Source organism: Streptomyces sp. NPDC051569 (assembly GCF_044454085.1).
Lineage (GTDB): Bacteria > Actinomycetota > Actinomycetes > Streptomycetales > Streptomycetaceae > Streptomyces.
The window spans coordinates 112,574-137,797 of the sequence record NZ_JBITDJ010000003.1 but is presented as its reverse complement, the minus strand read 5'-3'; the positions used below and the strand labels follow the sequence as shown (position 1 = coordinate 137,797).

23 protein-coding genes are annotated in these 25,224 nt (G+C 73.7%); 10 read left to right on the top strand and 13 right to left on the bottom strand.

Translation table 11 applies throughout. From position 1 onward, the window contains the following. Nucleotides 1–85 precede the first annotated feature (85 nt). Nucleotides 86–2,743: a malto-oligosyltrehalose synthase gene (gene treY / locus ACIBAE_RS06395; RefSeq protein ID WP_399282700.1), complete on the top strand. Its 2,658-nt coding sequence runs from the start codon at nt 86–88 to the stop codon at nt 2,741–2,743. A 62-nt stretch (nt 2,744–2,805) separates the two neighbouring features. On the opposite strand, the gene ACIBAE_RS06390 is transcribed toward treY, so the two are convergent. Together ACIBAE_RS06390 and ACIBAE_RS06385 are read right to left on the bottom strand one after the other, a co-directional pair. Beyond that, the gene (locus ACIBAE_RS06390) at nt 2,806–3,801 is read right to left on the bottom strand and encodes a cytochrome P450 (protein ID WP_399282699.1); all 996 of its coding nucleotides are present in this window, start codon (nt 3,799–3,801) and stop codon (nt 2,806–2,808) included. 249 nt (nt 3,802–4,050) lie between these two features. After that, nucleotides 4,051–4,608, bottom strand: a complete 558-nt coding sequence (locus tag ACIBAE_RS06385) for an FHA domain-containing protein (RefSeq protein WP_399282698.1) — start codon at nt 4,606–4,608, stop codon at nt 4,051–4,053. Between the two features lie 290 nt (nt 4,609–4,898). Here ACIBAE_RS06385 and treZ point away from each other — a divergent pair, with 290 nt between their 5' ends. Then, complete coding sequence (gene treZ, locus ACIBAE_RS06380) at nt 4,899–6,662, top strand: malto-oligosyltrehalose trehalohydrolase (RefSeq protein WP_399282697.1); 1,764 nt, start codon at nt 4,899–4,901, stop codon at nt 6,660–6,662. A gap of 25 nt (nt 6,663–6,687) precedes the next feature. Here the strand turns inward: treZ and ACIBAE_RS06375 are convergent, their stop codons facing one another. From ACIBAE_RS06375 to ACIBAE_RS06365, 3 genes are all read right to left on the bottom strand, one after another. Continuing rightward, on the bottom strand, nt 6,688–7,842 hold the full coding sequence (locus tag ACIBAE_RS06375; protein WP_399282696.1) for a M24 family metallopeptidase: 1,155 nt from the start codon (nt 7,840–7,842) through the stop codon (nt 6,688–6,690). A 91-nt stretch (nt 7,843–7,933) separates the two neighbouring features. After that, entirely contained in the window at nt 7,934–8,890 is a 957-nt protein-coding gene (locus ACIBAE_RS06370) for a hypothetical protein (RefSeq protein WP_399283048.1), read from the bottom strand. 111 nt (nt 8,891–9,001) lie between these two features. Then, nucleotides 9,002–9,631: a nucleoside/nucleotide kinase family protein gene (locus tag ACIBAE_RS06365; protein ID WP_399282695.1), complete on the bottom strand. Its 630-nt coding sequence runs from the start codon at nt 9,629–9,631 to the stop codon at nt 9,002–9,004. A 56-nt stretch (nt 9,632–9,687) separates the two neighbouring features. On the opposite strand from ACIBAE_RS06365, the gene ACIBAE_RS06360 reads away from it, so the two are divergent. Together ACIBAE_RS06360 and ACIBAE_RS06355 are read left to right on the top strand one after the other, a co-directional pair. Next, nucleotides 9,688–10,092 (top strand): VOC family protein, encoded by a 405-nt coding sequence (locus tag ACIBAE_RS06360; protein ID WP_399282694.1) that lies wholly within the window; start codon nt 9,688–9,690, stop codon nt 10,090–10,092. 379 nt (nt 10,093–10,471) lie between these two features. Then, nucleotides 10,472–12,946, top strand: a complete 2,475-nt coding sequence (locus tag ACIBAE_RS06355) for a GTPase-associated protein 1-related protein (protein WP_399282693.1) — start codon at nt 10,472–10,474, stop codon at nt 12,944–12,946. A gap of 109 nt (nt 12,947–13,055) precedes the next feature. Here the strand turns inward: ACIBAE_RS06355 and msrB are convergent, their stop codons facing one another. The 4 genes from msrB to ACIBAE_RS06335 form a co-directional block, all read right to left on the bottom strand. After that, nucleotides 13,056–13,463 carry a peptide-methionine (R)-S-oxide reductase MsrB gene (gene msrB / locus ACIBAE_RS06350; protein ID WP_399282692.1) on the bottom strand — a complete coding sequence of 136 codons (408 nt, stop codon included), beginning with the start codon at nt 13,461–13,463 and terminating at the stop codon, nt 13,056–13,058. Between the two features lie 9 nt (nt 13,464–13,472). Next, a complete protein-coding gene (gene murC / locus ACIBAE_RS06345; protein WP_399282691.1) occupies nt 13,473–14,876 on the bottom strand; it encodes a UDP-N-acetylmuramate--L-alanine ligase in 1,404 nt (467 codons plus the stop codon). A gap of 68 nt (nt 14,877–14,944) precedes the next feature. Further along, on the bottom strand, nt 14,945–15,415 hold the full coding sequence (locus ACIBAE_RS06340) for an indole-3-glycerol phosphate synthase (protein WP_399282690.1): 471 nt from the start codon (nt 15,413–15,415) through the stop codon (nt 14,945–14,947). A gap of 131 nt (nt 15,416–15,546) precedes the next feature. Further along, nucleotides 15,547–16,350, bottom strand: a complete 804-nt coding sequence (locus ACIBAE_RS06335; protein WP_399282689.1) for a pyrimidine reductase family protein — start codon at nt 16,348–16,350, stop codon at nt 15,547–15,549. Nucleotides 16,351–16,395: 45 nt separating this feature from the next. Between ACIBAE_RS06335 and zapE the strand changes: the two genes are divergently transcribed. From zapE to ACIBAE_RS06315, 4 genes are all read left to right on the top strand, one after another. Next, complete coding sequence (gene zapE, locus ACIBAE_RS06330; protein WP_399282688.1) at nt 16,396–17,496, top strand: cell division protein ZapE; 1,101 nt, start codon at nt 16,396–16,398, stop codon at nt 17,494–17,496. 116 nt (nt 17,497–17,612) lie between these two features. Beyond that, nucleotides 17,613–18,038 (top strand): OsmC family protein, encoded by a 426-nt coding sequence (locus tag ACIBAE_RS06325; protein WP_399282687.1) that lies wholly within the window; start codon nt 17,613–17,615, stop codon nt 18,036–18,038. Nucleotides 18,039–18,141: 103 nt separating this feature from the next. Beyond that, nucleotides 18,142–19,035, top strand: a complete 894-nt coding sequence (locus ACIBAE_RS06320) for a PPK2 family polyphosphate kinase (protein ID WP_399282686.1) — start codon at nt 18,142–18,144, stop codon at nt 19,033–19,035. Nucleotides 19,036–19,220: 185 nt separating this feature from the next. Further along, complete coding sequence (locus tag ACIBAE_RS06315) at nt 19,221–20,120, top strand: polysaccharide deacetylase family protein (RefSeq protein WP_399282685.1); 900 nt, start codon at nt 19,221–19,223, stop codon at nt 20,118–20,120. Nucleotides 20,121–20,186: 66 nt separating this feature from the next. Here ACIBAE_RS06315 and ACIBAE_RS06310 read toward each other — a convergent pair whose 3' ends face one another. The 4 genes from ACIBAE_RS06310 to ACIBAE_RS06295 are packed head-to-tail and all read right to left on the bottom strand — an operon-like array spanning nt 20,187 to nt 22,766. Then, nucleotides 20,187–20,414 carry a hypothetical protein gene (locus ACIBAE_RS06310; protein ID WP_399282684.1) on the bottom strand — a complete coding sequence of 76 codons (228 nt, stop codon included), beginning with the start codon at nt 20,412–20,414 and terminating at the stop codon, nt 20,187–20,189. 14 nt (nt 20,415–20,428) lie between these two features. Next, on the bottom strand, nt 20,429–21,097 hold the full coding sequence (locus ACIBAE_RS06305) for an ABC transporter (RefSeq protein WP_399282683.1): 669 nt from the start codon (nt 21,095–21,097) through the stop codon (nt 20,429–20,431). Continuing rightward, a complete protein-coding gene (locus ACIBAE_RS06300) occupies nt 21,094–22,077 on the bottom strand; it encodes an ATP-binding cassette domain-containing protein (RefSeq protein WP_399282682.1) in 984 nt (327 codons plus the stop codon). The genes ACIBAE_RS06305 and ACIBAE_RS06300 overlap by 4 nt, the downstream gene beginning before the upstream one ends. A gap of 11 nt (nt 22,078–22,088) precedes the next feature. Next, nucleotides 22,089–22,766 (bottom strand): AIM24 family protein, encoded by a 678-nt coding sequence (locus tag ACIBAE_RS06295; RefSeq protein ID WP_399282681.1) that lies wholly within the window; start codon nt 22,764–22,766, stop codon nt 22,089–22,091. A 166-nt stretch (nt 22,767–22,932) separates the two neighbouring features. Here ACIBAE_RS06295 and ACIBAE_RS06290 point away from each other — a divergent pair, with 166 nt between their 5' ends. Further along, nucleotides 22,933–23,670 (top strand): peptidyl-tRNA hydrolase, encoded by a 738-nt coding sequence (locus ACIBAE_RS06290; protein ID WP_399282680.1) that lies wholly within the window; start codon nt 22,933–22,935, stop codon nt 23,668–23,670. Nucleotides 23,671–23,808: 138 nt separating this feature from the next. After that, the gene (locus tag ACIBAE_RS06285; RefSeq protein ID WP_399282679.1) at nt 23,809–25,212 is read left to right on the top strand and encodes a DUF692 domain-containing protein; all 1,404 of its coding nucleotides are present in this window, start codon (nt 23,809–23,811) and stop codon (nt 25,210–25,212) included. The last annotated feature ends 12 nt before the right edge of the window (nt 25,213–25,224 follow it).

Sequence of the window (25,224 nt, the reverse complement as noted above, 5' to 3'; positions counted from 1 at the left end):
GTAGGCAGGGCGCCCGGGCGCCCGGGACCGGCCGTCCGCATGAGCCGGTGACACATAAGCCGCCGAGCTGGGTACGTACGACCGTATGACGCCCACCGCGACCTACCGGCTCCAGCTCCAGCCGGACTTCCCGTTCTCGGCCGCCGAGAAAGCGGTGCCGTATCTCGCCGCGCTCGGGGTCTCGCATCTGCATCTGTCGCCGGTGCTGGAGGCCGTACCGGGCTCGACGCACGGCTATGACGTCGTCGACCACTCCGCCGTCCGTGCCGAGCTGGGCGGCGAGGAGGGGCTGCGCCGGCTGGCCCGTACCGCCCGGGAGCACGGCCTCGGGCTCGTCCTCGACATCGTGCCCAACCACATGGCAGCCGCGCCCGGCCACAACAAGGCGCTGTGGGAGGTGCTGCGCGAGGGCCGCGACTCCCCGTACGCCCGCTGGTTCGACATCGACTGGGACGCCGGCCACGGGAAGCTGCTGCTCCCCGTGCTGCCGGGCCCCATCGGGGACGAGCTGGACGCGCTGCGCGTCGAGGGGGGCCTCCTCCACCACGGCGACCAGCGCTTCCCCCTCGCACCCGGCACCGAGCACCTGCCGCTGCCCGAGCTGCTCGACGCCCAGCACTACCGGCTCGCCTGGTGGCGGCTGGCCCGTACCGAACTCAACTACCGCCGGTTCTTCACCATCTCCGAGCTGATCGGGGTGCGCGTGGAGGATCCGGTGGTCTTCGCCGCGACCCACGCCAAGATCCTGGAGCTGGTACGGGACGGCGTCGTCGAGGGACTGCGCATCGACCACCCGGACGGCCTCGCCGACCCGGAGCGATATCTGCGGCGGCTGCACGAGGCCACGGGCGGGGAGTGCTGGACGGTGGTGGAGAAGATCCTCGCCGACGACGAACCGCTGCCCGCCGGCTGGCGGGTCGCCGGCACCACCGGTTACGACGCGCTGCGCCATATCGACGGGCTCTTCACCGACCCCGTGGGCGCCGGGGAGCTGGAGCGGCGCTACCGCGAGGCCGCGGGCCCGGCCGCTGACCGGGGCGGGTACTGGGAGGGGACGGTGCGCCGCGCCGCGTACAAGGTGGTCATCCATGAACTGGCCGCCGAGATCGCCTTCCTGGTCCGCACGGCGGAGCGGATCTGCGCCGGCGACCCCGCACTGCGCGACCACGCGCCCTGGGCACTGCGTACGGCGATCCAGGAACTGCTGGTACGGGTCCCCGTCTACCGCCCCTACACGACGGCGGGCGGGCCCGTCCCCGAGGCCGCCGAGGCGGCGGTCTCCCAGGAGGCGGCCCGGCAGGCGAAGGCCGCGTTCGCGGTGGAGCGGGAGGCGGCGGCCGTGGATGTGGTGCGGGAGCTGGCGCTCGGCAGGCTCGGCACCGGCCCCGACCACACGGCGTTCTGCGCGCGCTTCGCACAGACCGCGTCGGCCCTGCGCGCCAAGTCCGTGGAGGACACGGCGTTCTACCGCTATGTGCCGCTGATCTCGGCGAACGAGGTGGGCGGTGATCCGGGGGCACCGGCGGTGAGCCCCGAGCGTTTCCATCTGTACTGCGCCCGGCTGGCGCGCGACTGGCCGGCCACCGGCACCGTGCTGACCACGCATGACACCAAGCGCAGTGCGGATGTACGGGCCGGGATCGCCGCCCTGTCCGAGTGCCCCGAGCAGTGGGGCGAGCTGCTGGAGCGGGTGGCGGGCGTGCCGTCGCCGGATCCGCAGGTGGCGTGGCAGGCGTGGCAGACGGCGGTGGGCTTCACCCCGGGAGGGGACGACCCCCGGACGGGCTTCGGCGCGCCGGGCTTCGGCGCGCCCGGCTTCGGCACGGCGGGATTCGAGGATCCGGGGTTCGAGGAGGCGGGGTTCGAGGAGCCGGGGTTCCGCGAGCCCGGCTTCGGCGAGCCCGGCTTCGGCGAGCAGAGTGCCGGCGAGCACGGGTTCGGCGCCGCTCGGCCGCCCGGCTTCTTCGGCGAGCCCGGCCACGGCCCCGTCGCTTTCGCCGAGCCCGCATTCGCCGAACCGGGCTTCGCCGAACCGGGCTTCGCGGAGAGCGGGCCCGGCGAGGTCCGTCCCGGCGGCCCCGGTGTGCCGGACGGCTCGCGGATGGTGCCCGCCCTGCTGAAGTCCGTACGGGAGGCCGGGCTGCACACCAGCTGGACCGAGGCCGACCCGCTGTACGAGCGGGCGGTGACCGACTTCGTGGAGGCGGGCCCGGCCGGTCCCGCCCGGCGTACGGTCGCGCGGTTCGCCCAGGCCCTCGCCCCGTACGCCCGGGCCAGTGCGCTGGGCGCGGCGCTGGTGCAGCTGACGATGCCGGGGGTACCCGACCTCTACCAGGGCACGGAGCGCGCGTACTTCGCACTGGTGGACCCGGACAACCGGGGGCGGTTCAGGACCGGTCCGCCCGACGGGAAGACGGTGGTGACGACGGCGGCGCTGGCGCTGCGCCGCGCCCGGCCGGAGGTGTTCGGCGAGTCGGGGACGTACGCCCCGCTGGCCGCCACCGGTCCGGCCGCCGCGCACTGCCTGGCCTTCTCCCGATCGGGCGAGGTGATCACGGCCGTCACCCGGCTGCCGCTGCGGCTGGCACGGGCGGGCGGCTGGGGCGACACGGAGCTGGTGCTTCCGGCGGGCCGCTGGGCGGATCTGCTGGCCTCGCCGGGGCGGGAGCTCGCGGGCGGTCCGGTGCCGGTGGCCGAGCTGTTCGCCGACGGCCCGGTGGCACTGCTCAGCCGCCTGGGCTGACGGGCCGGGCGCACGCCGGGACGGATGACCTGGCCGCACGCCGGGAACGGCGATCTGGCCGCTCAGCCGCCCGGGCTGACGAGCAACGTGCGCGGGGCGCGGACGATCAGTCCGGCCGGGGCCGGCCGGAACCCGTCCGCCCAGCGCAGCGCGGGCATGGCGTCGAGGAGGGCGCGCAGCCCGTGTTCGGCCTCCAGGCGGGAGAGCAGGACGGCCGGGCAGAAGCCGGTACCGAAGGTGAGCTGGCCGGAGTCGGTTCGCTCGACATCGAAACGGTCGGGGTCCCTGAACCGGTCGGGATCCCGTCCGGCCGCCCCGATCAGACAGGCGACCCGCGCGCCGGCCGGAAGCGTGCCGCCGCTCAGCCGCACCTCGGCCGAGGCCCGGCGCAGTACGACCTGTACGGGCGGGTCGCGGCGCAGTGACTCCGTCCAGGCGTGCCGGATCAGTCCGGGCCTGGCACGGAGGGCGGCGACGCGCTCCGGGTCGCCGAGCACATTGGCGAGGAAGGAGGCGAGCGCCGTCTCCCGTACGGCGGTCCGCGCGGCGCACGGACCGGCCGGGGCGGCGGCCGCCCGGCCCCGTACGAGCCGCGGTATGTCCCGCGCTTCCCGGCCGCCGAGCCCGTGCCGGCAGCCGGCGCCGGCCGCGGCCGTGGCCAGCGCCCCGGCGGGCAGCCACCGGCAGAACTCCTCCACGAGATCCGCCTGGGCCCGCCCGGCGATCCGCCGCGCCAGAACGAACGCGGTCCGCTCGACCGCCTCCCGCAGCCCCTGCGCCGCGACGCGGGGGTGCGCGGCGCACGGCGGGTCCCCGGGCCGGTCCCCCTGGGTGAATCTCGCGTCGGTCAGAACGGTCGCGACGTCCGCGTAACGGCTGATCAGCCAGACCCCGATGGACGGTTCGTAGGCGAGCGGAAACCGTTCCCGCAGGCTCCGGTAGTAGGGGTACGGGTCCCGGACGGCGCCCCGGCCGAGGAGGCGGGCGACCCCACGCAGTCGGGGGGCCGCGCCCGGCGTCTGCGTGACCGGTACGCACGCGGTCGGTTCGGCCGGCATGTCGTCCCCCTGACCGGGTCGGGCACGCCTCGCTGCGGGCGCGTCTCCCGCACAGCCGACCACCACCCGGGGACCGGCGCAGTCGGCGCGGGCCGTACGGGTGAGGGGGCCCGGTGGCTCAGCTCAGCCGCCGGAGCCCGCGCGGATCGGGGCGGGATGCCTCAGGACGGGCAGAACGGGGCGGGCAGGGCGGGGCTGGACACCTCAGGCCGGGACACCTCAGGGCTGGACACCTCAGGCCGGAACACCTCAGGGCGAGGCGAGGCGGAAGCTCATCTGCCCGAAGCTCACCATGTCCCCGTCCCGCACGACGGCCGCCGTCGTCACCCGCCGGCCGTTGACCGTGGTGCCGTTGGTCGAGCCGAGGTCCCGCAGCACCCACATCCCGCCCCGCGCGCTCAGCTCCGCGTGCCTGCGGGAGACCGTGTCGTGACTGAGGCGCAGCCCGTTCACCGGGTCACGGCCGATGCGCACGGCGTCCTGGCCGGGCAGGGGCAGCAGGAGCTTCGGGAGCCGTTCGGCCTGCCAGGCCCTGCGCAGCCCCTGCGAGAACCCCGACACACGGCTCACCGCGCCGAACAGCCGCCGTGACCAGCGGCCTTGGGTCTCCAGGTGCTCCAGGTCCGCGGTGAGCGGCGTCAACTCCTCGGCGCTGCGGGCGGCGAACGCCAGATCCATCCGGCGCAGGAAGGTGTCGTGCGACAACTTGCCCTGGACCGCGCCTTCCCTGAGCACCGCGAGGACACGGTCACGCTCGGCGTCGGACAGCCGTGCGGGATACGTGTGGAACTCGTAGGAAGACGTCACAGGCGTGATTGTCCTTCCGACGGCCCTGAAGTGTCCAGACCATCCGGGTCACCGCCGGTCCCGGTGTCCGGGCCGCCGGCCGTCACCACGCCTGGCCGACCTGCGCCGGAGGGGCGGGCTCCGCCCCTGCGTACCTCCCGGGCGGGCCCTCGTGGCAGAGCGGCCGCCGCGCCGGGGAACGTCCACCCTGTTCGCCGCGATCACCGGGCCCCGGGCCGACTCTCTTGTCACCATGGGGGGAAGAGTGCCGATGACGACGACAAGAGCGCAGAGGACAGGGGGAACCGCCCGTGCAGTTCGAGGTGTGGGCACCGCAGGCGCGGGACCGGGTCGTACTCCATCTGGAGGACCCGGAGGGCCCGGAGCACGCCGGGCGTTCCATGGAACGTGACCCCGCGCGGGACGGCTGGTGGACCGCCGAGGCGCCGGCCGCCGACGGGACCCGGTACGGCTTCGCACTCGACGGCGGCCTCGTCCTGCCCGATCCGCGCTCCCGCCGCCAGCCGTCAGGACCGGACGGGACGAGCGCCGTCGTCGACCAGGGGGCGTACGCATGGCGCACGCCATGGACGGGCCGTGCCCTGCCCGGTGCGGTCCTGTACGAACTGCACATCGGCACCTTCACCCGCGAGGGCACCTTCGACGCGGCGGCCGCACAGCTCCCCGCACTGGCCGAGCTGGGCATCACCCATGTGGAGCTGATGCCGGTGTGCCCGTTCCCCGGCGTTCACGGCTGGGGGTACGAGGGGGTGTCGCTGTGGGCCGTCCACGAGCCGTACGGCGGTCCCGAGGGGCTCAAGCGCTTTGTCGACGCGGCCCACGGGCTGGGCCTCGGGGTCGTCCTCGACGTCGTCCACAACCACCTCGGCCCGGCCGGCAACTACCTGCCGCAGTTCGGCCCGTACTTCACCGACACGCACCACACCCCGTGGGGCGCCGCCGTCAATCTCGACGCGCCCGGCTCCGACGAGGTCCGCGCGTACCTCCTGGGCAGCGCCCTCGCCTGGCTGCGGGACTTCCGGCTGGACGGGCTGCGGCTCGACGCGGTGCACGCGCTCGCCGACCACCGCGCGCTGACCTTCCTCGAAGAGCTGTCCACCGCCGTCGACGAACTCTCCGCCGATCTGGGCCGGCCGCTCTTCCTGATCGCCGAGTCCGACCTCGCGGACCCGCGCACCACGACCCCGCGCCCGCTGGGCGGCCTCGGGCTCCAGGCGCAGTGGAACGACGACTTCCACCACGCCCTGCACGCCGCTCTCACCGGTGAATCCCAGGGCTACTACGCCGACTTCGCCCGCGAACCGCTCGCCGCGCTCGCCAAGACGCTCACCCGCGTCTTCTTCCACGACGGGACGTATTCGAGCTTCCGGGGCCGGACGCACGGCCGCCCCGTCGACCGTACGAAGACGCCCGGCCACCGCTTTCTCGGCTACGCCCAGACCCATGACCAGATCGGCAACCGCGCGCTCGGCGACCGGCTCTCCGCCACCCTCTCCCCCGGGCTGCTGGCCTGCGCCGCGGCCGCCGTCCTGACCGGGCCGCACACTCCGATGCTCTTCATGGGCGAGGAGTGGGGCGCGGCCACGCCCTGGCAGTTCTTCACCGACCATCCCGACCCGGTCCTCGCCGAGGCCGTACGCACCGGCCGGCGCCGGGAGTTCGCGGCGCACGGCTGGGCGGAGGAGGACATTCCCGACCCGCAGGACCCCGTGACCCGGGACCGCTCCTGTCTGGACCGCTCGGAAATCGACAAGGAACCGCACGCGCGTCTGCTGGCCTGGCACCGCGAGCTGATCGCCCTGCGCCGCGACCAGCCGGACCTGACCGATCCGGACCTGGCGGCGGTCAAGGTGGCCTACGACGAGGCCGCCCGCTGGCTGACGTTCCGCCGGGGCGATCTGCGGATCGTCCTGAACCTCTCCGCGCGGCCGGCCCGCATCCCGCTGGGTGCGGGCGGCCGGATCCTCGCCTCCTGGGACCCGGCCGAGCCGCCGGACTCCGACGGCGTGCTGCGTCTGGCGCCGGAGTCCTGTGCGGTGCTCGCCGAGGGGTGACGCCCGGCGCCCTCCCCGGCGGGCGTCACTCGACGATCGCCATCTCGCGGGGGGTGTTGTTGAGGCGGCGGCCGCCGGTCTGCGTGACCGTGACGATGTCCTCGATGCGGACGCCGAAGCGGCCCGGGAGGTAGATCCCGGGCTCGACGGAGAAGCACATGCCGGGGACCATCGGCCGCTCCTCACCCTCGATCATGTACGGCGGCTCATGGGTGGTGACGCCGATGCCGTGGCCGGTGCGGTGGATGAAGTACTCGCCGTAGCCGGCCTCGACGATGACCGAGCGGGCGGCCCGGTCGACCTCCTGGCAGGCGGCTCCTGGCCGTACCGCCGCGAAGCCGGCCTGCTGCGCCTCGCACACGACCTCATGGACGCGGCGCTCCTCGGCGGTCGGCTCGCCGACGTGGACGGTGCGGGTGGTGTCGGAGCCGTAACCGTGCTTGAGGCCGCCGAAGTCGAGGACGACCATGTCGCCCCGCTCGATGACGCGTTCGTCGGCCTCGTGGTGGGGATCAGCGCCGTTGGGGCCCGAGCCGACGACCGTGAAGTCCACCTGGGAGTGGCCGTGGCCGAGCAGCAGGGCGGCGAGATCGGCGGCCACGTCGCTCTCGCGGCGCCCGGCGAAGCGGACCTTCAGGATGTCGTCGTACGCGGCGTCGGCCGCCGCGCCCGCCGCCTCCAGCCTGGCCAGTTCCCGGGCGTCCTTGACGGCCCGCAGCATGGGGAGCGCCTCGGTGAGGGACACGTACGACGTGCCGGGCAGGGCCTGCTGCAGGGCGAGGAGATGCAGCGCCCAGGCGTTGTCGCTGACGCCGAACCGCCCGGCGGGGTCGAGCAGCGGGGCGGTGACGCCGTACGGGTCCTTGCCGTCCGTCCAGTCGCGCAGGGTGAGCGCCGGCGCCCCCGCGGCCCGCGCGGCGTCGGCCGCCTCCAGTGCGGGCACCACCAGGACCGGGTCCTGGCCCGCCGCGACGACGAGCATCGTGAGCCGCTCGGTCTCGGCGGTGGGCCGGTAACCGGTGAGGTACGTCAGGTCGGGCCCCGGCGCGACCAGCACGCCCGCCAGCCCGGCCTCGGCGGCGGTCCCGGCGGCGCGCGCCATCCGGGCACGGTAGTCGTCCGCGGTGAAGGGCGCGGGGGTGGTGATCTCGGGCGTGGGGCTCTCGGGCGTGGCGGGCATGAGTCTCCTCCGGGGGCCTGCTCAGGACGTGCTCAGGGCTTGCTCGGGGCTTGCTCGGGGCGGGACAGGGCCGGACGGGGCGGGACAGTCCCTAGGCGGGCGGGTCCTTCTCGACCAGGCGTTCCAGCAGGTCCTGGAAGTCGTCGCCGATGACGATCCGCAGGCCCTCGCCGTCCTCGTCCTCGTCGCTGAGCTGCGTGAGCGTACCGCCGCGCCACCAGTAGACGTACGGGCTGATGGCCCCCGGGGTGTCCTCGTAGCCGGAGGCGGCGAAGGACGCCATGGCGCTCAGCGACGGGATCATGGTCGTGTCGCGGATGACGTGGAAGGCGAGCTGGTGGCGGAAGGGCATCGCGACCAGCGCGCCGTCCCCGGTGATGTGCTGCCCCGTGACCTGCCGGACGACCGAGTCCAGCGCGAGGACCCGGCTGGCCGTGTAGAACGAGTCGCCGAGGAGCACCTCGAAGCGCATCCCGTCGGAGTCCTTGACCGCCTCGCGCTTCTCCACGGGCAGTTCCCGGAGGTTGCGCAGAGCCCGGTCGCGCAGCTCCTGGAGCCGGCCGAGCGGCTCCAGCGCCTCGTCGGTGAGCATCATGACGCTCTCGGGGAGGTCGAGCGCGAGGACTTCGTACAGGCCGGGGGCGACGGAGCGCGCGTAGCCGAAGGCCCCGGGGTCGAGGCCGTCCCCGCTGATCACCCGGGGGTAGAGCTGGGCGCGGATCTGGTCGGGCGGGAGGGTCTCCAGCGCGGAGGGGGCGTCCATGGCGCGCAGCACCATTCCGGCGTGCTGCCGGGCCAGCTCGCCCCAGACGACGGGGCCCCGGTGGTCGTTGTGGCAGACGGCGGCGAGGTTGGCCAGGCCGAACTGGCGGTCGGCACTGTCGGTCACCGAGTCCGCGTGGACGGTGACCTCCAGACCGCGCTCCGCGAACGCCACCCGGACCTGGCGGCGGAACCGCGCACCCTCGTCGACCGAGAAGAAGGCGAACGCGGGGTCCCGGGGCGCATCGCGCCCGTCACGCCTCGGCCCTCGTCGGAACATCCCCAAGGCCCTCGCCTCCACCGTGTCCGTGCCCGTCCGCGTGCTCACGACGCGCTTGCCGTCCCGGTCGCCGTCCCCGTGATCATCGTCGTCCTGACGGTCCTCGAAACTCCGAGCCTAGTCTCCGAGTGCGACAACGAGGTCGGCCCGGTCCCGGCCCCGGGCCACCAGACGGGCGTTGACCTCGTCGGATTCCCTGACCCAGCGCTCCGCGTGTGGCCGGTCCCGGCCGAATTCGACATGCCGGTCGACGAGCCGGCGGACGCGCTCCACGGGATCGAGGTCCAGGAACCACACCTCGTCGAGGTGCGTACGGACCGGCGCCCAGGGTCCCTCGTCGTGCAGCAGGTAGTTGCCCTCCGTGATCACGAGTGGGATCTCGGGCGCGACGGGGACGCTGCCCGCGACGGGCTCCTCCAGGGTCCGGTCGAAGGCCGGGGCATAGACGACGGTGCCGGGCTCGGGGGCGCGCAGCCGGGCGAGCAGCGCGGCGTAGCCGGCCGCGTCGAAGGTGTCGGGAGCGCCCTTGCGGTCCGCGCGCCCGAGCCGGTCCAGCTCGGCCTGGGCGAGGTGGAAGCCGTCCATGGGAACGAGTACGGCGAGCCCGCCGAGGCGCTCGACGAGGTGGCCGGCGAGGGTGGACTTGCCGGCGCCCGGCGCCCCGGCGATGCCGAGGACACGGCGCCGCCCGGGCACCGCGAGCCGCCGGGCGCGGGTAGTGAGCTGGTCGATCCTCCGCAGATCCATGGACGGCATTGTTCCATCCTTGCCGGTCCGACAGTCATACGTATAACGTGTCCCGCATGTCATATATCGCCCTGGTCACCCTGGTCGTCGACGACTACGACAAGGCCATCGCCTTCTACACGGACGCCCTCGGCTTCGAGCTGGTCGAGGACACCGACCGGGGCGCCGGCTCCCGCTGGGTCGTGGTCCGCCCGCGCGGCGCCGCGGACGGCGCGGACACCGGTTCCACCGGCCTGCTGCTCGCCCGCGCGAAGGACGACGCCCAGCGCGCGAGCATCGGCGCGCAGACCGGCGGGCGGGTCGGCTTCTTCCTGCACACCGAGGACTTCGCCCGCGACCACGCCCGGATGCTGGCCGCCGGCGTCCGCTTCCTGGAGGAGCCCCGCCACGAACCGTACGGCTCGGTCGCGGTCTTCGAGGACCTGTACGGCAACCGCTGGGACCTGCTGCAGCCGGCGTAGGTTCCGTACGGCGGCGGGCGCGGGGGACGGACAGGGGCCCCGTCCCGCCGGCGGGTCCGACGGGGGAAACCGTCCCGGCGGGGCCGACCGCTGGATGGTGGGTGGTGGGCGACCGCACCGCGCCGGTACGGTCGGCGCGCGAGACCGAACCGGCCGTCCGCCGCCGTCCGTTCACCCTGCGCGGATACTCCTCGGCGGCCGGGTCGCCCTCTCGCGCCTCGACGAGCCCATCCCCGCGACCCTGGTGATCCGCTGACATGACAACCGGCATCCGTCCCTTCCCCCCCGGCCGCTCCGCGGGCTCCGCACGCCACGGCGGCCGAGCCCCGGCGGCCCGGCCGCCGTACCGCCGTCCGAGGACGACCGCCGGAGCTGGCGCATGAGCCTCATACAGCTGCACGGCACCTCGGCTCCGCCAGGACCCGACGGACCGGGGGTCCGGTTCACGGCGGTCACCCCGGGCGTGGCGGAGTCGCTGCTCGCGGAGGCCGGGCAGCTCATCGGGTACGAGCCGCCGCACGGCTCCCCGCCGCACCCGACCGCCGCCGAACTCGCTTCTTTTCCGCAGGCGTTCAGCCACAGCGTGCTCTCCGACGGCAGTCGGCTCGTCGCCCGTGCGGTGGCCACCGGGGCCGGTCCCGACGGGCAGGGAGGCGCCTTCCACGCCCACGCCGTGCACCTGCCCTTCGGAGCACCGCTGTCCGCCGGGGCGCCGCCCATCTCCGCCTGGGGCTCACCGCTGTGGGCCGCCGCCACCCCCGCCGGTGGGATACCGACGCCGCTGGAGGCGCTTCCGGCGTCGGGCAGCATCGACCGACGCGGGCTGGTCGGGTTCGCCGCCGCCCGCGCGCCGTGGCTCGCCCTGTTCTTCGGCGCCCTGCGCGAGACGGCCGGGCACGTTTCGGCCGGGCACGAGGCGACCGGGGAGGGTCCGGCGCCCAGGATCGTGCTCGTCGAGCGGGACAGCGCCGACGTGGCGCGGTGGATCGCGCTGGCCAGTGCCGTACTTCCCCTGGAGGACGCCCACCGGCTGACGTTCACCACGTACACCCGGCAACCCCGGCTCGCCCGGCAGCGGATCATCGGCGTGCTGCCGAACGACGCACGGGACCTCCCCGGGAACGACCGGCGCTACCGCGTGCTCGACGCCACGGGCAGGCCGCCCGCGATGCCGGAGGGCGGCCTCTCCGGCGCCTGGGCGGAGATCGCCGCCGCGATCTGGCTGGACCGGGCTCCTGAGCTGTTCCAGGAGGCGACGGCGCTGCCGGGCGGCCCGTTCGCCCCGGGCCCGCTCGCCGTCGTGATGCTCTGCGCGGGGATCGCACCCAGCGCGACCGTCCGCACCGAGGCGGCCCTGTGGGCGGCCGAGCACGCGCAAGCTCTCGACGGCACGCGGCTGCACCGGCTCGTCGAGGCGCTCTGCGCGCCCGCCGAGGGCCGTACGGCCACGGAAACAGCCGCGCTGACACGGCTGTTCGCGGCACTCGCGGACAGCGCGCCGGCTGCCACGAGCACCCCGCTGGGGTCGCTTGTGCTGACCTCCGCGGTCCGGCTGCCGGATCCCGGGCCCCTGCTTCCCGAGCTGCGCTCCCTGACGCTCCCGCCGGATCTCCAGCGGCACCTCGCCGCTGAACTGGCCCCCGTGCTGCGCGCGAGCACGGACGCACACACCAGCACGGACACCGGCCCCGGTCCCGAGCCGGATGTCGCCCGGCCGGCGGGTCTGCTGCGCGTGGCGGACCTGCTCGGGGTCGACTGTACGGATCTGCTCCCCGGCATCGCGCACCGGCTGGCCAGCTCCCTGCTCGCCGCTCCGGAGGCGTCCTACACCCCCGCCGTACGCGCGATGCTGGAAGACCACTTCGAGCTGCGCACGGCGCTGCTCAGCCACCTCGACGCGCTCGCCGCCGCCGATCCGCCCGCCGCCGTCCGGCTGCTCAGTTCCACATCCCTCGCCCTCACGGGCGCTCAGTCCCTGCCGCATCTGCGGATGTGCGCGGGCGCACCCTGGCTGCCGGCGGCGGGCGGTGACCATCTCGGCGCCTTGCACACCGCGCTGCGCGCCTGCGGCGTCTCGTCGCTCGCGGACCCGCTCGTGCTGCGCACCGGCCTCCGTCTGGTGTGGGACGGCGCGTTGCCGTCGGCTGCCGAGGCCCGGCTCCTGCTCACCGGGACGGGCTCGGACACCCACCGCGCGGCCGGCACCTGGACCGCTCTGGTCGCGGCGGCTCTGGAGGGGCCCGCCGACGACCCCGACGCCCCGGATCTCGCCCACGACCTGCTGCGCTGCTTTCCCGACGAGCTCGACGCGCGGGGGCGCGGCGCGCTGGTGCTGCTGGCGTTCGCCCGGGACCTGCGGGAGGGGGGCCGGACGGCTCCGCCGTGGACGGCGCGGGCGCTGTCGCTGCGCGCCGCCGCCGAGCCGGTGGCACCCGGCGTCCTCGGCCAGGTGTTCGGCGCCCTCTCACTGCTGCTGCTGTCGGAGGAGCGGCCGGAAGGAGAGCTGTACGCGCTGGTGCACAGTGGCGACGCCGATCTTGTCGCCGCCTACGCGGCGGCCGCCCGGCAGGAGCGCGTACGCGACCGGCTGCGTACCGTCCCCGCGTACGTGGCGCACTGTTTCGGCTCGTGGACCGCGCTTCCGGGTGCCAACCGCACCTGGGACAAGACCCGCGCGGCCCTGCTCGACACGGTACTGCGGCCTGTCGTAAGGGCCCTGTCGGCCGAGGAGGTCGCCGCTGTCGAGCGGATCCTGGCGGGCACGGGAGGCCACCGGGCCGAGGAGTTCAGGACCTGGAACAGACCGGGTGCCCTGAGCCGGCTCGGACGGCGCTTCGGCGGCCGCAGATCATGACGGGGCGGTCCGGGACGACCTGATGTGCCGGGGTGGGGATCCCGGGGAACAGGTCGGCCCGCTCTCGCCTCATCCGTGCGGGAGGCGTGAGCGGGCCGGCGGACGTCCGTCAGCTCGCGTCCGGCGTCAGCTGGAGCGAGATGCTGTTGATGCAGTAGCGCTGGTCCGTCGGCGTCGCGTAGCCCTCGCCCTCGAAGACGTGGCCGAGGTGCGAGCCGCAGCGGGAGCAGCGGACCTCGACGCGGGTCATGCCGTGCGAGCGGTCCTCGATCAGTTCGACCGCGTCCGTGTCCTTCGGGTCGTAGAAGGACGGCCAGCCGCAGTGCGACTCGAACTTCGTGTCGGAGCGGAAGAGCTCGGCGCCGCACGCCCGACAGGAATAAACACCCGTGGTCTTCGTGTCCGTATATGCGCCGGTGAACGCGGGCTCGGTGCCCGCCTGGCGGAGTACGGCGTACTCCGCGGGCGACAGCTCCGCGCGCCACTGCTCGTCCGGCTTGTCGATGTCGTACGTCATGCGCTCTCCTCAGTCGGTCAGCCGGGCCAGGATGCGCGGACCGAGGTCCGTGACGTCTCCCGCCCCCATGGTGAGAACGAGATCTCCCCGCCTGGCCATTCCCGCGACGACCTCGGGCACCGTGTTCTTGTCGTGCACCGCCGTGACCTCGGCGCCCGCCGCCACGGCCGCGTCGATGATCAGGGCGCTGGTCACGCCGGGGACCGGGTCCTCGCGGGCCGGGTAGATGTCGAGGACGACCGACGCGTCGGCGAGGGCGAGGGCCTGGCCCATCTCCGTGCCCAGTTCCTGCGTACGGGAGAAGAGGTGCGGCTGGAAGACGACCAGCAGCCGGGATCCTCCGGCCGCCGCGCCGCGCATGGCGTCCAGGTCGGCGGTCATCTCGGTGGGGTGGTGCGCGTACGAGTCGATGACCTGGACGCCCGCGGCCTCGCCCTTGAGCTGGAGGCGGCGCTTGACGCCGGTGTACTTGCCGAGGGCCGAGGCCAGATTGTGCGCCGGGATGCCGAGGGCGACACCGGCGGCGAGGGCGGCGACCGCGTTGTGCGCGTAGTGGCGGCCGGGCACCGAGACGGTGAAGGTCAGGAACCGGCCGTCGAGTACGACAGTGACCTCGCTGGTCAGACCGCGTGCGGTGACCTTGTGGACGCGTACGTCGGCGCCCTCGGCCTCCCCGTACGTGACGACCTTGAGCGTGGACAGGTCGCGCACCCGCGAGGCCAGTTCGACGGCGCCCGGCTGGTCGGCGGCGATCACCAGGGTGCCGCCCGGGACGACCTTGCCGACGAACGTCTCGAAGGACTCGTAGATCTCGTCCATCGAGGCGTAGTTGGCGTGGTGGTCCAGTTCGACGTTGAGGACGATCGCGACCTCGGGGTCGTACTTCTGGAAGCTCCGGTCGCTTTCGTCGGCCTCTGCGACGAAGATGTCGCCATCGCCGTGCCGGGCGTTGGTGCCGGGGCCTTCGAGGTCGCCGCCGATCGCGTAGGAGGGGTCGAGGCCCAGCTCGGTGAGGGCGACGGCCAGCATGGACGTCGTGGTCGTCTTGCCGTGGGTGCCCGCGACCGCGATCGACCGCGCGCCGCCCATCAGCGAGGCCAGCGCGTCGGAGCGGTGCACGACGGGGACGGACAGCTCGGCGGCCCGGGCCAGCTCGGGGTTGTCGGCCCTGATCGCGCTGGAGACGACCACGCACGACGCGTCGTCCGCGAGGTGCGCCGCCGCGTGGCCGATGTGCACGGTGGCACCGAGCGCGCGCAGCGCCTGCGCCGTCTCCGATTCCTTGGCGTCACTGCCGGCGACCTTGGCGCCACGCTGGGCGAGGATCTTCGCGATACCCGACATTCCGGCGCCGCCGATGCCGATGAAGTGCGGCCGTTCCATGGCGGCGGGGATACCGGTACCGGGTGCCATACGTGTTTCTCCCAAGGTGCGAGCGGCGTGCAGCGTCAAGTTGGTCAAGTTATATGTGTCGTCTCAGCCTATTCGCTGTGCGCGAAGAGCTTGAGCACCGGTACGCCGACCTTGTGGCGTGCCCGGGACGCCCAGTCCCGGTGGAAGAACTCCTCCACGTAGTGGGGCTCGGTCAGCACGATCACCTCGTCGGCGCCCGTCTCGTCCACGACCGCCTTGAGTCTGTCCAGCGGATGATCCTCGACGACCTGGCCCCCGGCCCGCGATCCATGGGCGCGCAGCGCCGCCAGGGAGTGTTCGAGCGCCACTTCCGCCGGCCTCCTGGCCTGGTTCCCCTCCGGTTCGCCGCCTTCGCGGGTGGCCTCCCTCAGCTCGCCGAGCGCGACGTCGTCGATGGCGCGCAGCAGGATGTCCGCCTGGTCACCGCGGGGCTGCATGAGGACGATGAAGGAGATCGTCTCGTCCCCGTGGAGAGTGGTGACGAACTCGACGTCCTCGGGTGACAGGGGCTTCTCGATCATCAAAACGCTTGTGAACACGACGGGCGCCCTTCGTCTTCATGGGCCGCTCGGACCCACTGCGGAAACCATCCTTCCCCGTGCCCGCACGGGGTCTGCGAGAGTAAGTGTGCCCAGCGGAAGCAAACCGGAACGGCAAATTCCACCGATTGTCAGATGCGACGGTATCGGGCGAAAAGGAACCCGTCCTGTTCCAGGAGCGACGCCAGGGCCAGGCGGTCGGGGACGGCGAGAGCCGGCCCGCCCGCGATGCGCTGCGCGTTCCCCGACGTGAGCGTCGGAGACATCGTCAGGCACAGTTCGTCCAGGACACCGGAGGCCACGAACTGTCCGAGCAGCCGGGGCCCGCCCTCGGTGAGCAGCCGGACCAGTCCACGCTCCGCCAGGGCGCGTACGGCGCGGGCCGGGTCCGCTCCGGGGCCGTCCCCGGCGATCACCACCTCCACGCCCGCCTTCTCCGCGTCGCGGATCCGGTCGGGGGGCGCCGCCGCGCCGGTCAGGACGAGGGTGGGGACGAGCGGTTCGGTGAAGAGGGGAAGCGAGAAGTCCAGCCGCAGGCTCGCGCTGACCACGGCGATCGCGGGCGCGGGCCCCTGGCCGGCCGCCGCCCGGCGCCCGGCGAAGGCGTCCCTGGCGCGGGCCGGCCGGTAGCCCTCCTGCCGAACCGTTTCCGCACCGACCACCACCGCGTCGGCGAGCCCCCGCAGGGTGCCGAAGATCCGCATGTCCGCGTCGGAGGAGAGGGCCTGGGAACGGCCGTCGTGCTGAGCCGCGCCGTCCAGCGTGGACACCATGTTGGCGCGCAGCCAGCCGCCCCGGCCGGCCGGTGTGCCGCCGGCCCGGCCGCCCCTGTCGGGCGGCGCCGGGTACGCGTACGCCTCCGCCAACTCGTCGAGCGTCCAGTCGCGGTCCGCGTCGGAGGCTGTCTGATCGGTCACAGGGAACAGGCGTCGCATGCCCGGCAGTCTGACACGGCACCCGGAGTCATAGAGTTAAGCAATGTGTCTTCCTCCACCACCTCGGGCCGTCACCCGATAGCCGATACCGGCCCGCTCTCCCTCTGCGCGCGTGAGCCGCGCGTCCCCGCCGACCGGCTGGTCGCGGAGATGGTGCCCCCGCCGCGTTTCGATTCCGTACGTTTCGACACGTACGTCCCCGACCCGAACCAGCCCAGCCAGACCGAGGCCGTCACGGTCCTGAGCGCGTTCGCGGCGGGTCTGGGCGGCGGTGCGCACGCTTCCGGGAGCGGCAGCGGAGGAAAGCGGCGCTGGTTCGGCCGGAAGCCGGAGGTGCCCACCGGGCCGCGCGGGGTGTACCTGGACGGCGGTTACGGCGTCGGCAAGACGCACCTGCTGGCCTCCCTGTGGCACGCCACGCCCGCCGCACCGGAACAGAAGGCGTTCGGCACCTTCGTGGAGCTGACGAACCTGGTCGGCGCGCTGGGCTTCCAGCAGACCGTGCAGACCCTCGGCGGACACCGGCTGCTCTGCATCGACGAATTCGAACTGGACGACCCGGGTGACACCGTTCTCGTGTCGACCCTGCTCGGCAAGCTGGTCGACGCGGGGGTGGCGCTGGCCGCGACCTCCAACACCCTGCCCGGGAAGCTCGGCGAGGGCCGCTTCGCCGCCGCCGACTTCCTGCGGGAGATCCAGGGCCTGTCGGCGCGCTTCCGCCCGCTGCGGATCGACGGCGAGGACTACCGCCACCGGGGACTGCCCGAGGCGCCGCCCCCGTACTCCGACCAGCAGGTGACCGAGGCCGCGTACACCACCGAGAACGCCAGCCTCGACGACTTCCCCGGGCTGCTGGAGCACCTCGCCAAGGTCCATCCGAGCCGGTACGGGGCGCTGACGGAGGGGCTGCGGGCCGTCTGCCTCACCGACGTCCAGGCGGTGCCCGACCAGTCGACGGCGCTGCGGCTCGTCGTCCTCGCGGACCGGCTGTACGACCGTGAGGTGCCGGTGCTCGCCTCCGGGCTGCCTTTCGACCGGCTGTTCAGCGAAGAGATGCTGAACGGGGGCTACCGGAAGAAATACTTCCGGGCGATCTCCCGGCTGACGGCCCTGGCGCGTGACGCGAAGGGCCTGGTCGCCCAGTAAGTTCGGTGCCGTCGCCGTTCGTTCGCGGGTCGTTCCGCGTCCGCACGGCACGTCGCGTCGACACATGTGTCGCGTCAGCACCCGCATCACCCAGAACCGATCAGAAGGGTTCCACCATGGCCACCACGCGCCAGGCGCACACGGTCTGGGAGGGCAACCTCCTCCAGGGCACGGGCACCGTCACCTTCGACTCCTCCGGCATCGCCGACCAGGCGGTCTCCTGGCCCTCCCGCGCGGAGAAGGCGAACGGCAGGACCAGCCCGGAAGAGCTGATCGCGGCCGCGCACTCCAGCTGCTTCTCGATGGCCCTGTCGAACGGTCTGGCCCAGGGCGGCACCCCGCCGACCAGGCTGACCACCCAGGCCGAGGTCACCTTCCAGCCCGGCACCGGCATCACCGGCATCCACCTCACCGTCGAGGGCGATGTCCCGGGCCTGGACGAGGCCGGCTTCGTCAAGGCCGCCGAGGACGCCAAGGCGAACTGCCCGGTCAGCCAGGCACTGTCCGCCACGCCGATCACGCTGAGCGCCTCACTCGCCTGACCCCGATCCGGCCGGCCCTGGCGTCGATCCCGGCGCCAGCGGTCGCCGACCGCGCGGATCCACCGCACGCTCGGAGTAATGATCCGGTCGGAAGGGGTGCGCAGTGGCCAAGAAGGACACGAAAAAGGGCGCGGAGAAGAAGCGGAAGAAGCCGCCGCCCGACCTCCGTGAGCTGCTGCGCGTCCCGCCGGGCGCGCGCTCCGAGCTCTCCTCGTTCGATCCCCGCGCCACCCCGGGCGGCCCCGGGGGCAAGGCGGCCGGCCTGGCCGACATGGCCCGGATGGCGGAACGCCTCGCCGGCCTTCAGGAACGCCTCTACGCGGCCGCCGCGGCGGGCGACCGCCGACGGGTGCTGCTCGTCCTGCAAGGCATGGACACCAGCGGCAAGGGCGGCACGCTCAAGCACGTGGTCAGCGTGTTCAACCCGGCGGGCTGCCGCATCACGGCCTTCAAGGCCCCCACCAAGCAGGAGCGGAGCCACCCCTTCCTGTGGCGTATCCGGCGGGCGCTGCCGCAGGCGGGCGAGATCGGCATCTTCGACCGTTCGCACTACGAGGACGTCCTGGTCGCCCGGGTACGCGAGCTGGTCCCGCACCGCGACCTGGGCCGCCGCTACGGCCAGATCAACCGCTTCGAGAAGGAGCTGGCCGACGAGGGCGTGACGGTGGTGAAGGTCTTTCTCCACATCAGTTACGAGGAGCAGCGCGACCGTCTCCTCAAGCGCCTCGACAACCCGGACAAGCACTGGAAGTTCGCCGCGTCCGACATCGACGACCGCGCCCTGTGGCCCGCCTACCAGGACGCCTACGAAGTCGCCCTGCACCGCTGCTCGACGGACGCGGCCCCCTGGTACCTGGTCCCCTCGGACCGCAAGTGGTACCGGAACTGGGCGATCAGCGCCCTCCTGCTGGAGCATCTGGAAGCGCTGAACCCGAAGTACCCGAAGGCCCGCTTCGATGTCGAGCAGGCCCGCAAGCAGTTGCTCAAGGAAGCGTGAACCGGGTCCCGGGGGCGTCGCGGTGGCTCCGTGACCTCCCGGTGGCTCCGTGACGTACGGAACCTCCTTCGCGACGTACGGGCCCCGCGCGCCGGGGTCCGTACGGGCGCACCGCACCGGGGCGACTTCGGCGCCGATGAGTGCCGTGGAGCTATTCCGCACAGATCATCCTATATTTTCCCTGGGTGACCACATCTGTACGTACGCGTACCGCCCTTGCCGTCCTGGGCGCCGCCCTGGCCGCGCTGTCCGGCTGCGCCGGGGGCGCGGAACGGACCCCGCCCTCCGCCTCCCCCGCCTCTTCCGTCCCGTCCCTCTCGTCCGCCTCGCCCACCACTCCCCTGTCCCCGCACGCCCCGGCACGCCCACAGGCCGCCGTGCAGGGGCCGCCGACCATCGCCCCCGGACCCGGCGGACTGACGCCGGTCTTCAAGCGGGGTACCCCGGCCGCCGGGAAGACCGTCGCGCTCACCTTCGACGCCGATATGACGGCCGATCAGGGGCCCAGGGCGGCGAACGGCGAGCGCTTCGACAACCCGGAGCTGATCGCCCTGCTGCGCCGACTCGACGTGCCGGCGACGGTCTTCATGACGGGACGGTGGGCCGAGGAGTATCCGGCCCAGGCGGAGTCGATCGGCACCGATCCGCTCTTCGAGATCGCCAACCACTCGTACAGCCACTACGCCTTCACCGCCGACTGCTACGGGCTGCCGGTGATCGGCAGGGCGAGGATGACCGCCGACGTACAGCGGGCCTTCGCCGCGTTCCGCACGGCGGGGGCGCGGAACGTGGTGCCGTACTTCCGCTTCCCCGGCGGTTGTTACGACGATGCGGCGCTCCGGGCCCTCGCCCCGGAGAAGGTGACGGCGGTCCAGTGGGACGTGGTCAGCGGTGACGCCTTCGCCACGGACGCGGACGCCGTCGCCGAGCAGGTCCTGGACGGGGTGAAGCCGGGCTCGCTGGTGGTGCTGCACTGCACGCGGAGCGCGGCGCCGGTCACGGAGGAGGCGGTCCGGCGGATCGTTCCCGAGCTGCGCGGCCGGGGCTACCGCCTCGTCAAGGTCTCCGAGCTGATGAGGCGCTGAGCCGGACCGGGAGCCCGGCCCCGGGGGCCCGGCGGGCCCGGCTCAGCCCGGCCCCGGGGGCCCGGCTCAGCCCGAGCACGCCATCCGCTGGGCCTCCTGCCACTCGCAGACGGGGCAGAGCGTCGCACCCTTGACCGTCTCCGGGTACTCGGTGGGCTTCCGGCACAGCACGCACTCCGCGTACACGACACCGTCCTCGTACACGACACCGTCCGCGTGCACGACGCCGTCCGCGTGCACGACGCCGTCGTCGGCGGGCGCCGGAGCCGCGGCCCCGGCCGTTTCCTCTGTCATGCCGTCGAGCGTACTCATCCTCGGCGCGCCGCGAGTCCGCAGGCCACGGCGGCGGCCACGGCCGCCACCAGGAGGGCGGCGGCCAGCGGGACGGCCGGCAGATGGACCGCGCCCGTACGCGAGCCGGTCACCAGCCCGGTGACGGCGTACTTCGCCGGAGATCCGCTGGTCACCAGGGCCAGCAGGGCGAGCAGCACCATCGCCACGATCGACCAGCCCCGGCCGAACGGCAGCGGCCGGCTGGACAGCGCGCCGACCGCGGCGCCGACCAGCAGACAGACCGCGGCGGTGAGCAGCCCCGCCGTCCCGGCGAGCGGCAGCGGCACGTCCACCGTGTGGTCGGCGTTCCTCGGATCACTGATCACGGTGACGACCAGCGTCCCGGCCGTCCCGAGAACGGCGGCGCAGCACACCCCGGCGAGCAGCGACGCCAGATGGGCCCGGGGCGTCCCGGCCACGGCGGCGGTGACGGCACGGGCGGCGGCCGGCTCCTGGGTGACGCAGATCCGGACGAACCAGGCGGTGACGGGCAGCAGCGCGGCCGCCGCGTAACCGAGCGAGTCGAGGATCGGCTGCCCCGACCGCACACCCACCGCAAGGAAGACCCCGTACAGCAGAAGCGGTGGCAGCCAGCGCTGCGAGCGCAGCAGCAGGGCGATCTGGTAGCGCAGCAGGGCGGTCATCGGGAGAGGTGCCTCGCGGTCGGGACGGCGGGGGAAGCGGGCGTGGCGGGCGCGGGTGTGGCGGGCGCGGGGGGTGCGGGCGCGGGGGGTGCGGGCGCCGGGGGTGCGGGCGCCGGGGGTGCGGGCGCCGGGGGTGCGGGTGCCGGGGCCGCCCGTACCTCCCGGATGTGCCAGGGCGGACGGGCCGTCAGCAGCCCCCGCAGCACAGCGTCGGAGTGCGTGGCAGGGACCGTCAGCGTCGCGGAGCCGTCCGGGCCCGGCTCGTACCCGGGGGAACCCGGCAGTCCGCCGGGCGGCGCGGCCCCGGGCGGACCCACGGCCACGATCCGGACGCGGGGTCCCGACGCGGGTACGGAGGCGTCCGGCGCACGCCGTGCCAGGGAGCGGTCGGACACCGCGTACACCTCGTCCGCGAGGCCCCTCAGCCGGCCCGGATCGTGGTCGACGAACACGACCGTGCCGCCCGCCGCGACCCGCTCGGTGACGGCCCGGTCCAGTTCCGTGCGGGCGGCGGCGTCGAGCCCGGTCCACGCCTCGTCGAGCACCAGCAATTCCGGTTCCGCGAGGAACGCCTGGGCGACCGCGACCTTCTGGCTGGTGCCCTTGGACAGCTCGGACATCGGTGTACGGGCATGTCCCGCCGCCCCGAACCGCTCCAGCCACTCGGCGGTGCGCGCCCGCGCGACCGGGCCGCGCAGCCCGTGGATCCGGCCCAGCCGGACCAGATAGCCGGTGGCGGTGAAGGGCAGCGAGACGGGGAACCGCTCGGGGACGTAAGCCGTGCGGGGCCGGCCGGTCAGCCGCCCCTCGGTGGGCGCGTCGATGCCCGCGAGCAGCCGCAGCAGGGTCGACTTCCCGCAGCCGTTGGTGCCCTCGATCCGGATCAGGGTGCCCGGGGACAGGGTGAGATCGATCCCGCGCAGCACCCACCCTCCGCCGAGGCCGTAGCGGCGGCCCACGCCCTGGAGACGCATCGGCATGGCGGGCGGCCTCAGTTCGCGGTCGGTTTCTGCGGAGTGGCCTCGCTCGGCCGGACGATCACGAAACCATCGCCCTGGAGCATCAGCTGGACGGCCTCGCCGGAACCGCCGCGGATCATCGAGCCGACGGACTGCGAGCGGCGCAGCGAGGTGGCGAGCTGGGCGCTCCACCCGACGACGGCGTCCGTGTCGACGCAGACCGGCGCCTGCGGGGTGACGGGGATCACGATGGGGTCGCCCTCGCAGATGACGGCGAGCTTCCCGAATCCGGTGAAGAGGCTGTTGAAAAGTCCGCCGCCCGCCATGCCGGCGCCCTTCACCGTCTTGATCTCGTACGAGAGGGTCGGGTCGAAGCAGAGCACGTTGCGGCCGTTGATGGTGAGGGCGTCGCCCGGCTCCAGGTCGATGATGAAGCAGTTGGCGGCCTCGTGCGCGAACCACGCCTCTCCCTGGCCCCGGACGGCCATCAGCGGCAGTCCCTCGCCGGTGACGGCCCGTTTGATCAGGCCGCCTATCCCCTGGCCCTTGCGCTCGAACTGGAGATTGCCGCGGAAGGCGATCATGGATCCCTGCCGTGCGTGCATCTCGCCGTTGACGGCGTACTTGACCGACTTGGCGTTCTGCAGGGTCATTCCGGGGGCGGTGGCCGCCTGTGCCATGTGCTCCGTGGCAAAGAGATCGCTCTTCATGCCGTGCATAGTGTCCCGGAGGCGGTGATTCCGCCAAGACGCATTCTCCCGGGCCCGCCGGGGGGAGCCCCGGGCGGGCCCGGACTGCCACCAGCTGTCGGGGACTGCCAGGGGGCTGCCGGGGACAGCCGGGAAGGAGTGCGGGAGCGGCTGGCAGACTGGAAGCGTGACCAGCGAGAACACCGCCGAGAATCCCTTCCGGCAGCAGCAGACCGACCGTGACACCGCCCCGCAGTTCGTCCTGCCCCTGGTGATCCGGATGGAGAAGGCCGCGCCGCCGGCCCGTACCGACGCCCTGGAGACGGCGGCCCGCGCGGTGCTCGTCATGCTCTCCGACGAACGGTCGCTCGGTGAGGGCGAGTGGGCCCAGGCCATGCGCGACTGGCAGGACGCCCGGATCCGCAAGGTGGTACGGCGGGCACGCGGCGCGGAGTGGCGCCGGGCCTCGGAGCTTCCCGGCCTCACGGTCACCGGTTCGGGGCCCGCGTCGGAGACCGTGTCGGTCGCCGAGGTGCGGGTCTTCCCGCCCGTCCCGCTCGACGGCTGGCCCAAGGAGCTGGCCAAGCTCCAGGTCTCCGGCACCGACTGCTACGACGCCGTGAAGCCGCCCGCGCCCGACCCGGCGCGACCCGTGCTCTGGCTGAGCCCCGACCTGGACATGTCGGCGGGCAAGGCCATGGCCCAGGCCGGCCACGGCGCCCAGCTGGCCTGGTGGGACCTGTCGGAGACGGACCGCAAGGCCTGGCGCGAGGCCGGCTTCCCGCTCGCCGTGCGCACCGCCGGCGCCGAGCACTGGCGGCAGCTCACGGCCAGTGGGCTTCCGGTGGTCCAGGACGCCGGATTCACGGAGATCGCGCCGGGGTCCTGCACGGTGGTCGCCGATCACCCGGCACTGCGGAGCTGACCGCCGCCGGGCACGGGGCCGCTCCGAACCTCAAATGAACCTCTGAATGTCCTCTTGTACGGATTCGGCACCGTCCGGCAGGGCCATCACACCTCCGTGCCCCGACGCGTCACGGCACGGAGGAGGGGGAGCGGAGCCATGAAGGACACGCCACAGCTGGGGATCGGCATCGGCTGGCGCCCGGAGATCGCGGAGACGGTCGAGGGCCTGCCCGGCATCGACTGGGTCGAGGCCGTCGCGGAGAACCTCTGCCCCGGCCATCTGCCGGAGTCGCTGGAGCGCCTGCGCGAGCGCGGCGTCACCGTCGTACCGCACGGGGTGTCGCTCGGCCTCGGCGGCGCCGACCGTCCCGGCGCGGGGCGGCTGGCGGACCTGGCGGCGCGGGCCGAGGCGCTCGGCTCTCCGCTGGTCACGGAGCACATCGCGTTCGTACGGGCCGGCGGGGCGCTGACCGCGTCACCCGTGCTCGAAGCGGGTCACCTGCTGCCGGTGCCCAGGACCTGGGACGCGCTGCGGGCGCTCTGCGAGAACGTGCGGATCGCCCAGGACTCGCTTCCCGTGCCGCTGGCCGTGGAGAACATCGCCGCGCTGATCTCCTGGCCGGGCGAGGAGATGAGCGAGGGCCAGTTCCTCGCGGAGCTGGTCGAGCGCACGGGGGCCCGGCTGCTGATCGACGTCGCCAACCTCCACACCAACCACGTCAACCTCGGTGAGGACCCGGCGACGGCGCTCGGCGAACTGCCGGTGGAGGCGATCGCGTACGTCCATGTCGCGGGCGGGACCGAGCGCGACGGGGTCTGGCACGACACCCACGCCCACCCGGTCACCCGGCCGGTTCTCGACGTGCTGGCGGAGCTGCGCTCCCGGGTCAGTCCGCCGGGGGTGCTGCTGGAGCGGGACGACGACTTCCCGCCGGCGGCGGAACTGGCGGGGGAACTGGCCCTGATCCGCGAGACGATCACCGCCAGGGGGACCGCCGTGCCCGCGCGGCCGACCGGCACCGGCGCGACCGGCGGCGCCGGCAGCGCTGACACCAGCGGCAGCACCGGCACCAGCGGCGCCGTCACCTGCAGCACCGGCACCAGCACCGGAACCGACTCCGCCCGCGTCCGGCTCGCCCTCAGCCAGACCGCCCTGCTCTCGGCGCTGGTCGCCGGTACGCCCGCGCCCGAGGGCTTCGACTCCCGGCGCCTCGGAGTCCAGAGCCGCGCCCTGACCGCCAAGCGCGCCGGGGTCGTAGCCAGGATCGCCCCGGAGCTTCCCGAGATCCTCGGCGACGGCTTCCGCCCCGCGTTCCTCTCGTACGCGGCGAACCGGCCGATGCGCGACGGCTACCGTCGCGACGCGCTCGACTTCGTTGAGCGGCTGCTGGCCGAGGGGCGGCCGGAGGACGCGGCGGCCCGGCGGCGGCTGGCCCTCTGGTGGCGGGAGCGGGCCGGCTCCCGCCCGCCGCGCCGTGCGACGCGTTTTCTCCGGGTGGCCCGTGCCGCGCTGGTGACGCACGGCCGGGCGGCGGGGGTTCCCGAGCGATCGGCACCATGACCCGGCAGGCAC

Coding starts and splice junctions, on each gene's coding strand:
- ACIBAE_RS06310 (WP_399282684.1), bottom strand. CDS start 20,414: ATGACAGAGGAAACGGCCGGGGCCGCGGCTCCGGCGCCCGCCGACGAC.
- ACIBAE_RS06375 (WP_399282696.1), bottom strand. CDS start 7,842: ATGCCCGCCACGCCCGAGAGCCCCACGCCCGAGATCACCACCCCCGCG.
- ACIBAE_RS06295 (WP_399282681.1), bottom strand. CDS start 22,766: ATGAAGAGCGATCTCTTTGCCACGGAGCACATGGCACAGGCGGCCACC.
- ACIBAE_RS06325 (WP_399282687.1), top strand. CDS start 17,613: ATGGCCACCACGCGCCAGGCGCACACGGTCTGGGAGGGCAACCTCCTC.
- ACIBAE_RS06285 (WP_399282679.1), top strand. CDS start 23,809: ATGAAGGACACGCCACAGCTGGGGATCGGCATCGGCTGGCGCCCGGAG.
- ACIBAE_RS06355 (WP_399282693.1), top strand. CDS start 10,472: ATGAGCCTCATACAGCTGCACGGCACCTCGGCTCCGCCAGGACCCGAC.
- ACIBAE_RS06305 (WP_399282683.1), bottom strand. CDS start 21,097: ATGACCGCCCTGCTGCGCTACCAGATCGCCCTGCTGCTGCGCTCGCAG.
- ACIBAE_RS06390 (WP_399282699.1), bottom strand. CDS start 3,801: ATGCCGGCCGAACCGACCGCGTGCGTACCGGTCACGCAGACGCCGGGC.
- ACIBAE_RS06335 (WP_399282689.1), bottom strand. CDS start 16,350: ATGCGACGCCTGTTCCCTGTGACCGATCAGACAGCCTCCGACGCGGAC.
- ACIBAE_RS06365 (WP_399282695.1), bottom strand. CDS start 9,631: ATGGATCTGCGGAGGATCGACCAGCTCACTACCCGCGCCCGGCGGCTC.
- ACIBAE_RS06300 (WP_399282682.1), bottom strand. CDS start 22,077: ATGCCGATGCGTCTCCAGGGCGTGGGCCGCCGCTACGGCCTCGGCGGA.
- ACIBAE_RS06360 (WP_399282694.1), top strand. CDS start 9,688: ATGTCATATATCGCCCTGGTCACCCTGGTCGTCGACGACTACGACAAG.
- msrB (WP_399282692.1), bottom strand. CDS start 13,463: ATGACGTACGACATCGACAAGCCGGACGAGCAGTGGCGCGCGGAGCTG.
- murC (WP_399282691.1), bottom strand. CDS start 14,876: ATGGCACCCGGTACCGGTATCCCCGCCGCCATGGAACGGCCGCACTTC.
- treY (WP_399282700.1), top strand. CDS start 86: ATGACGCCCACCGCGACCTACCGGCTCCAGCTCCAGCCGGACTTCCCG.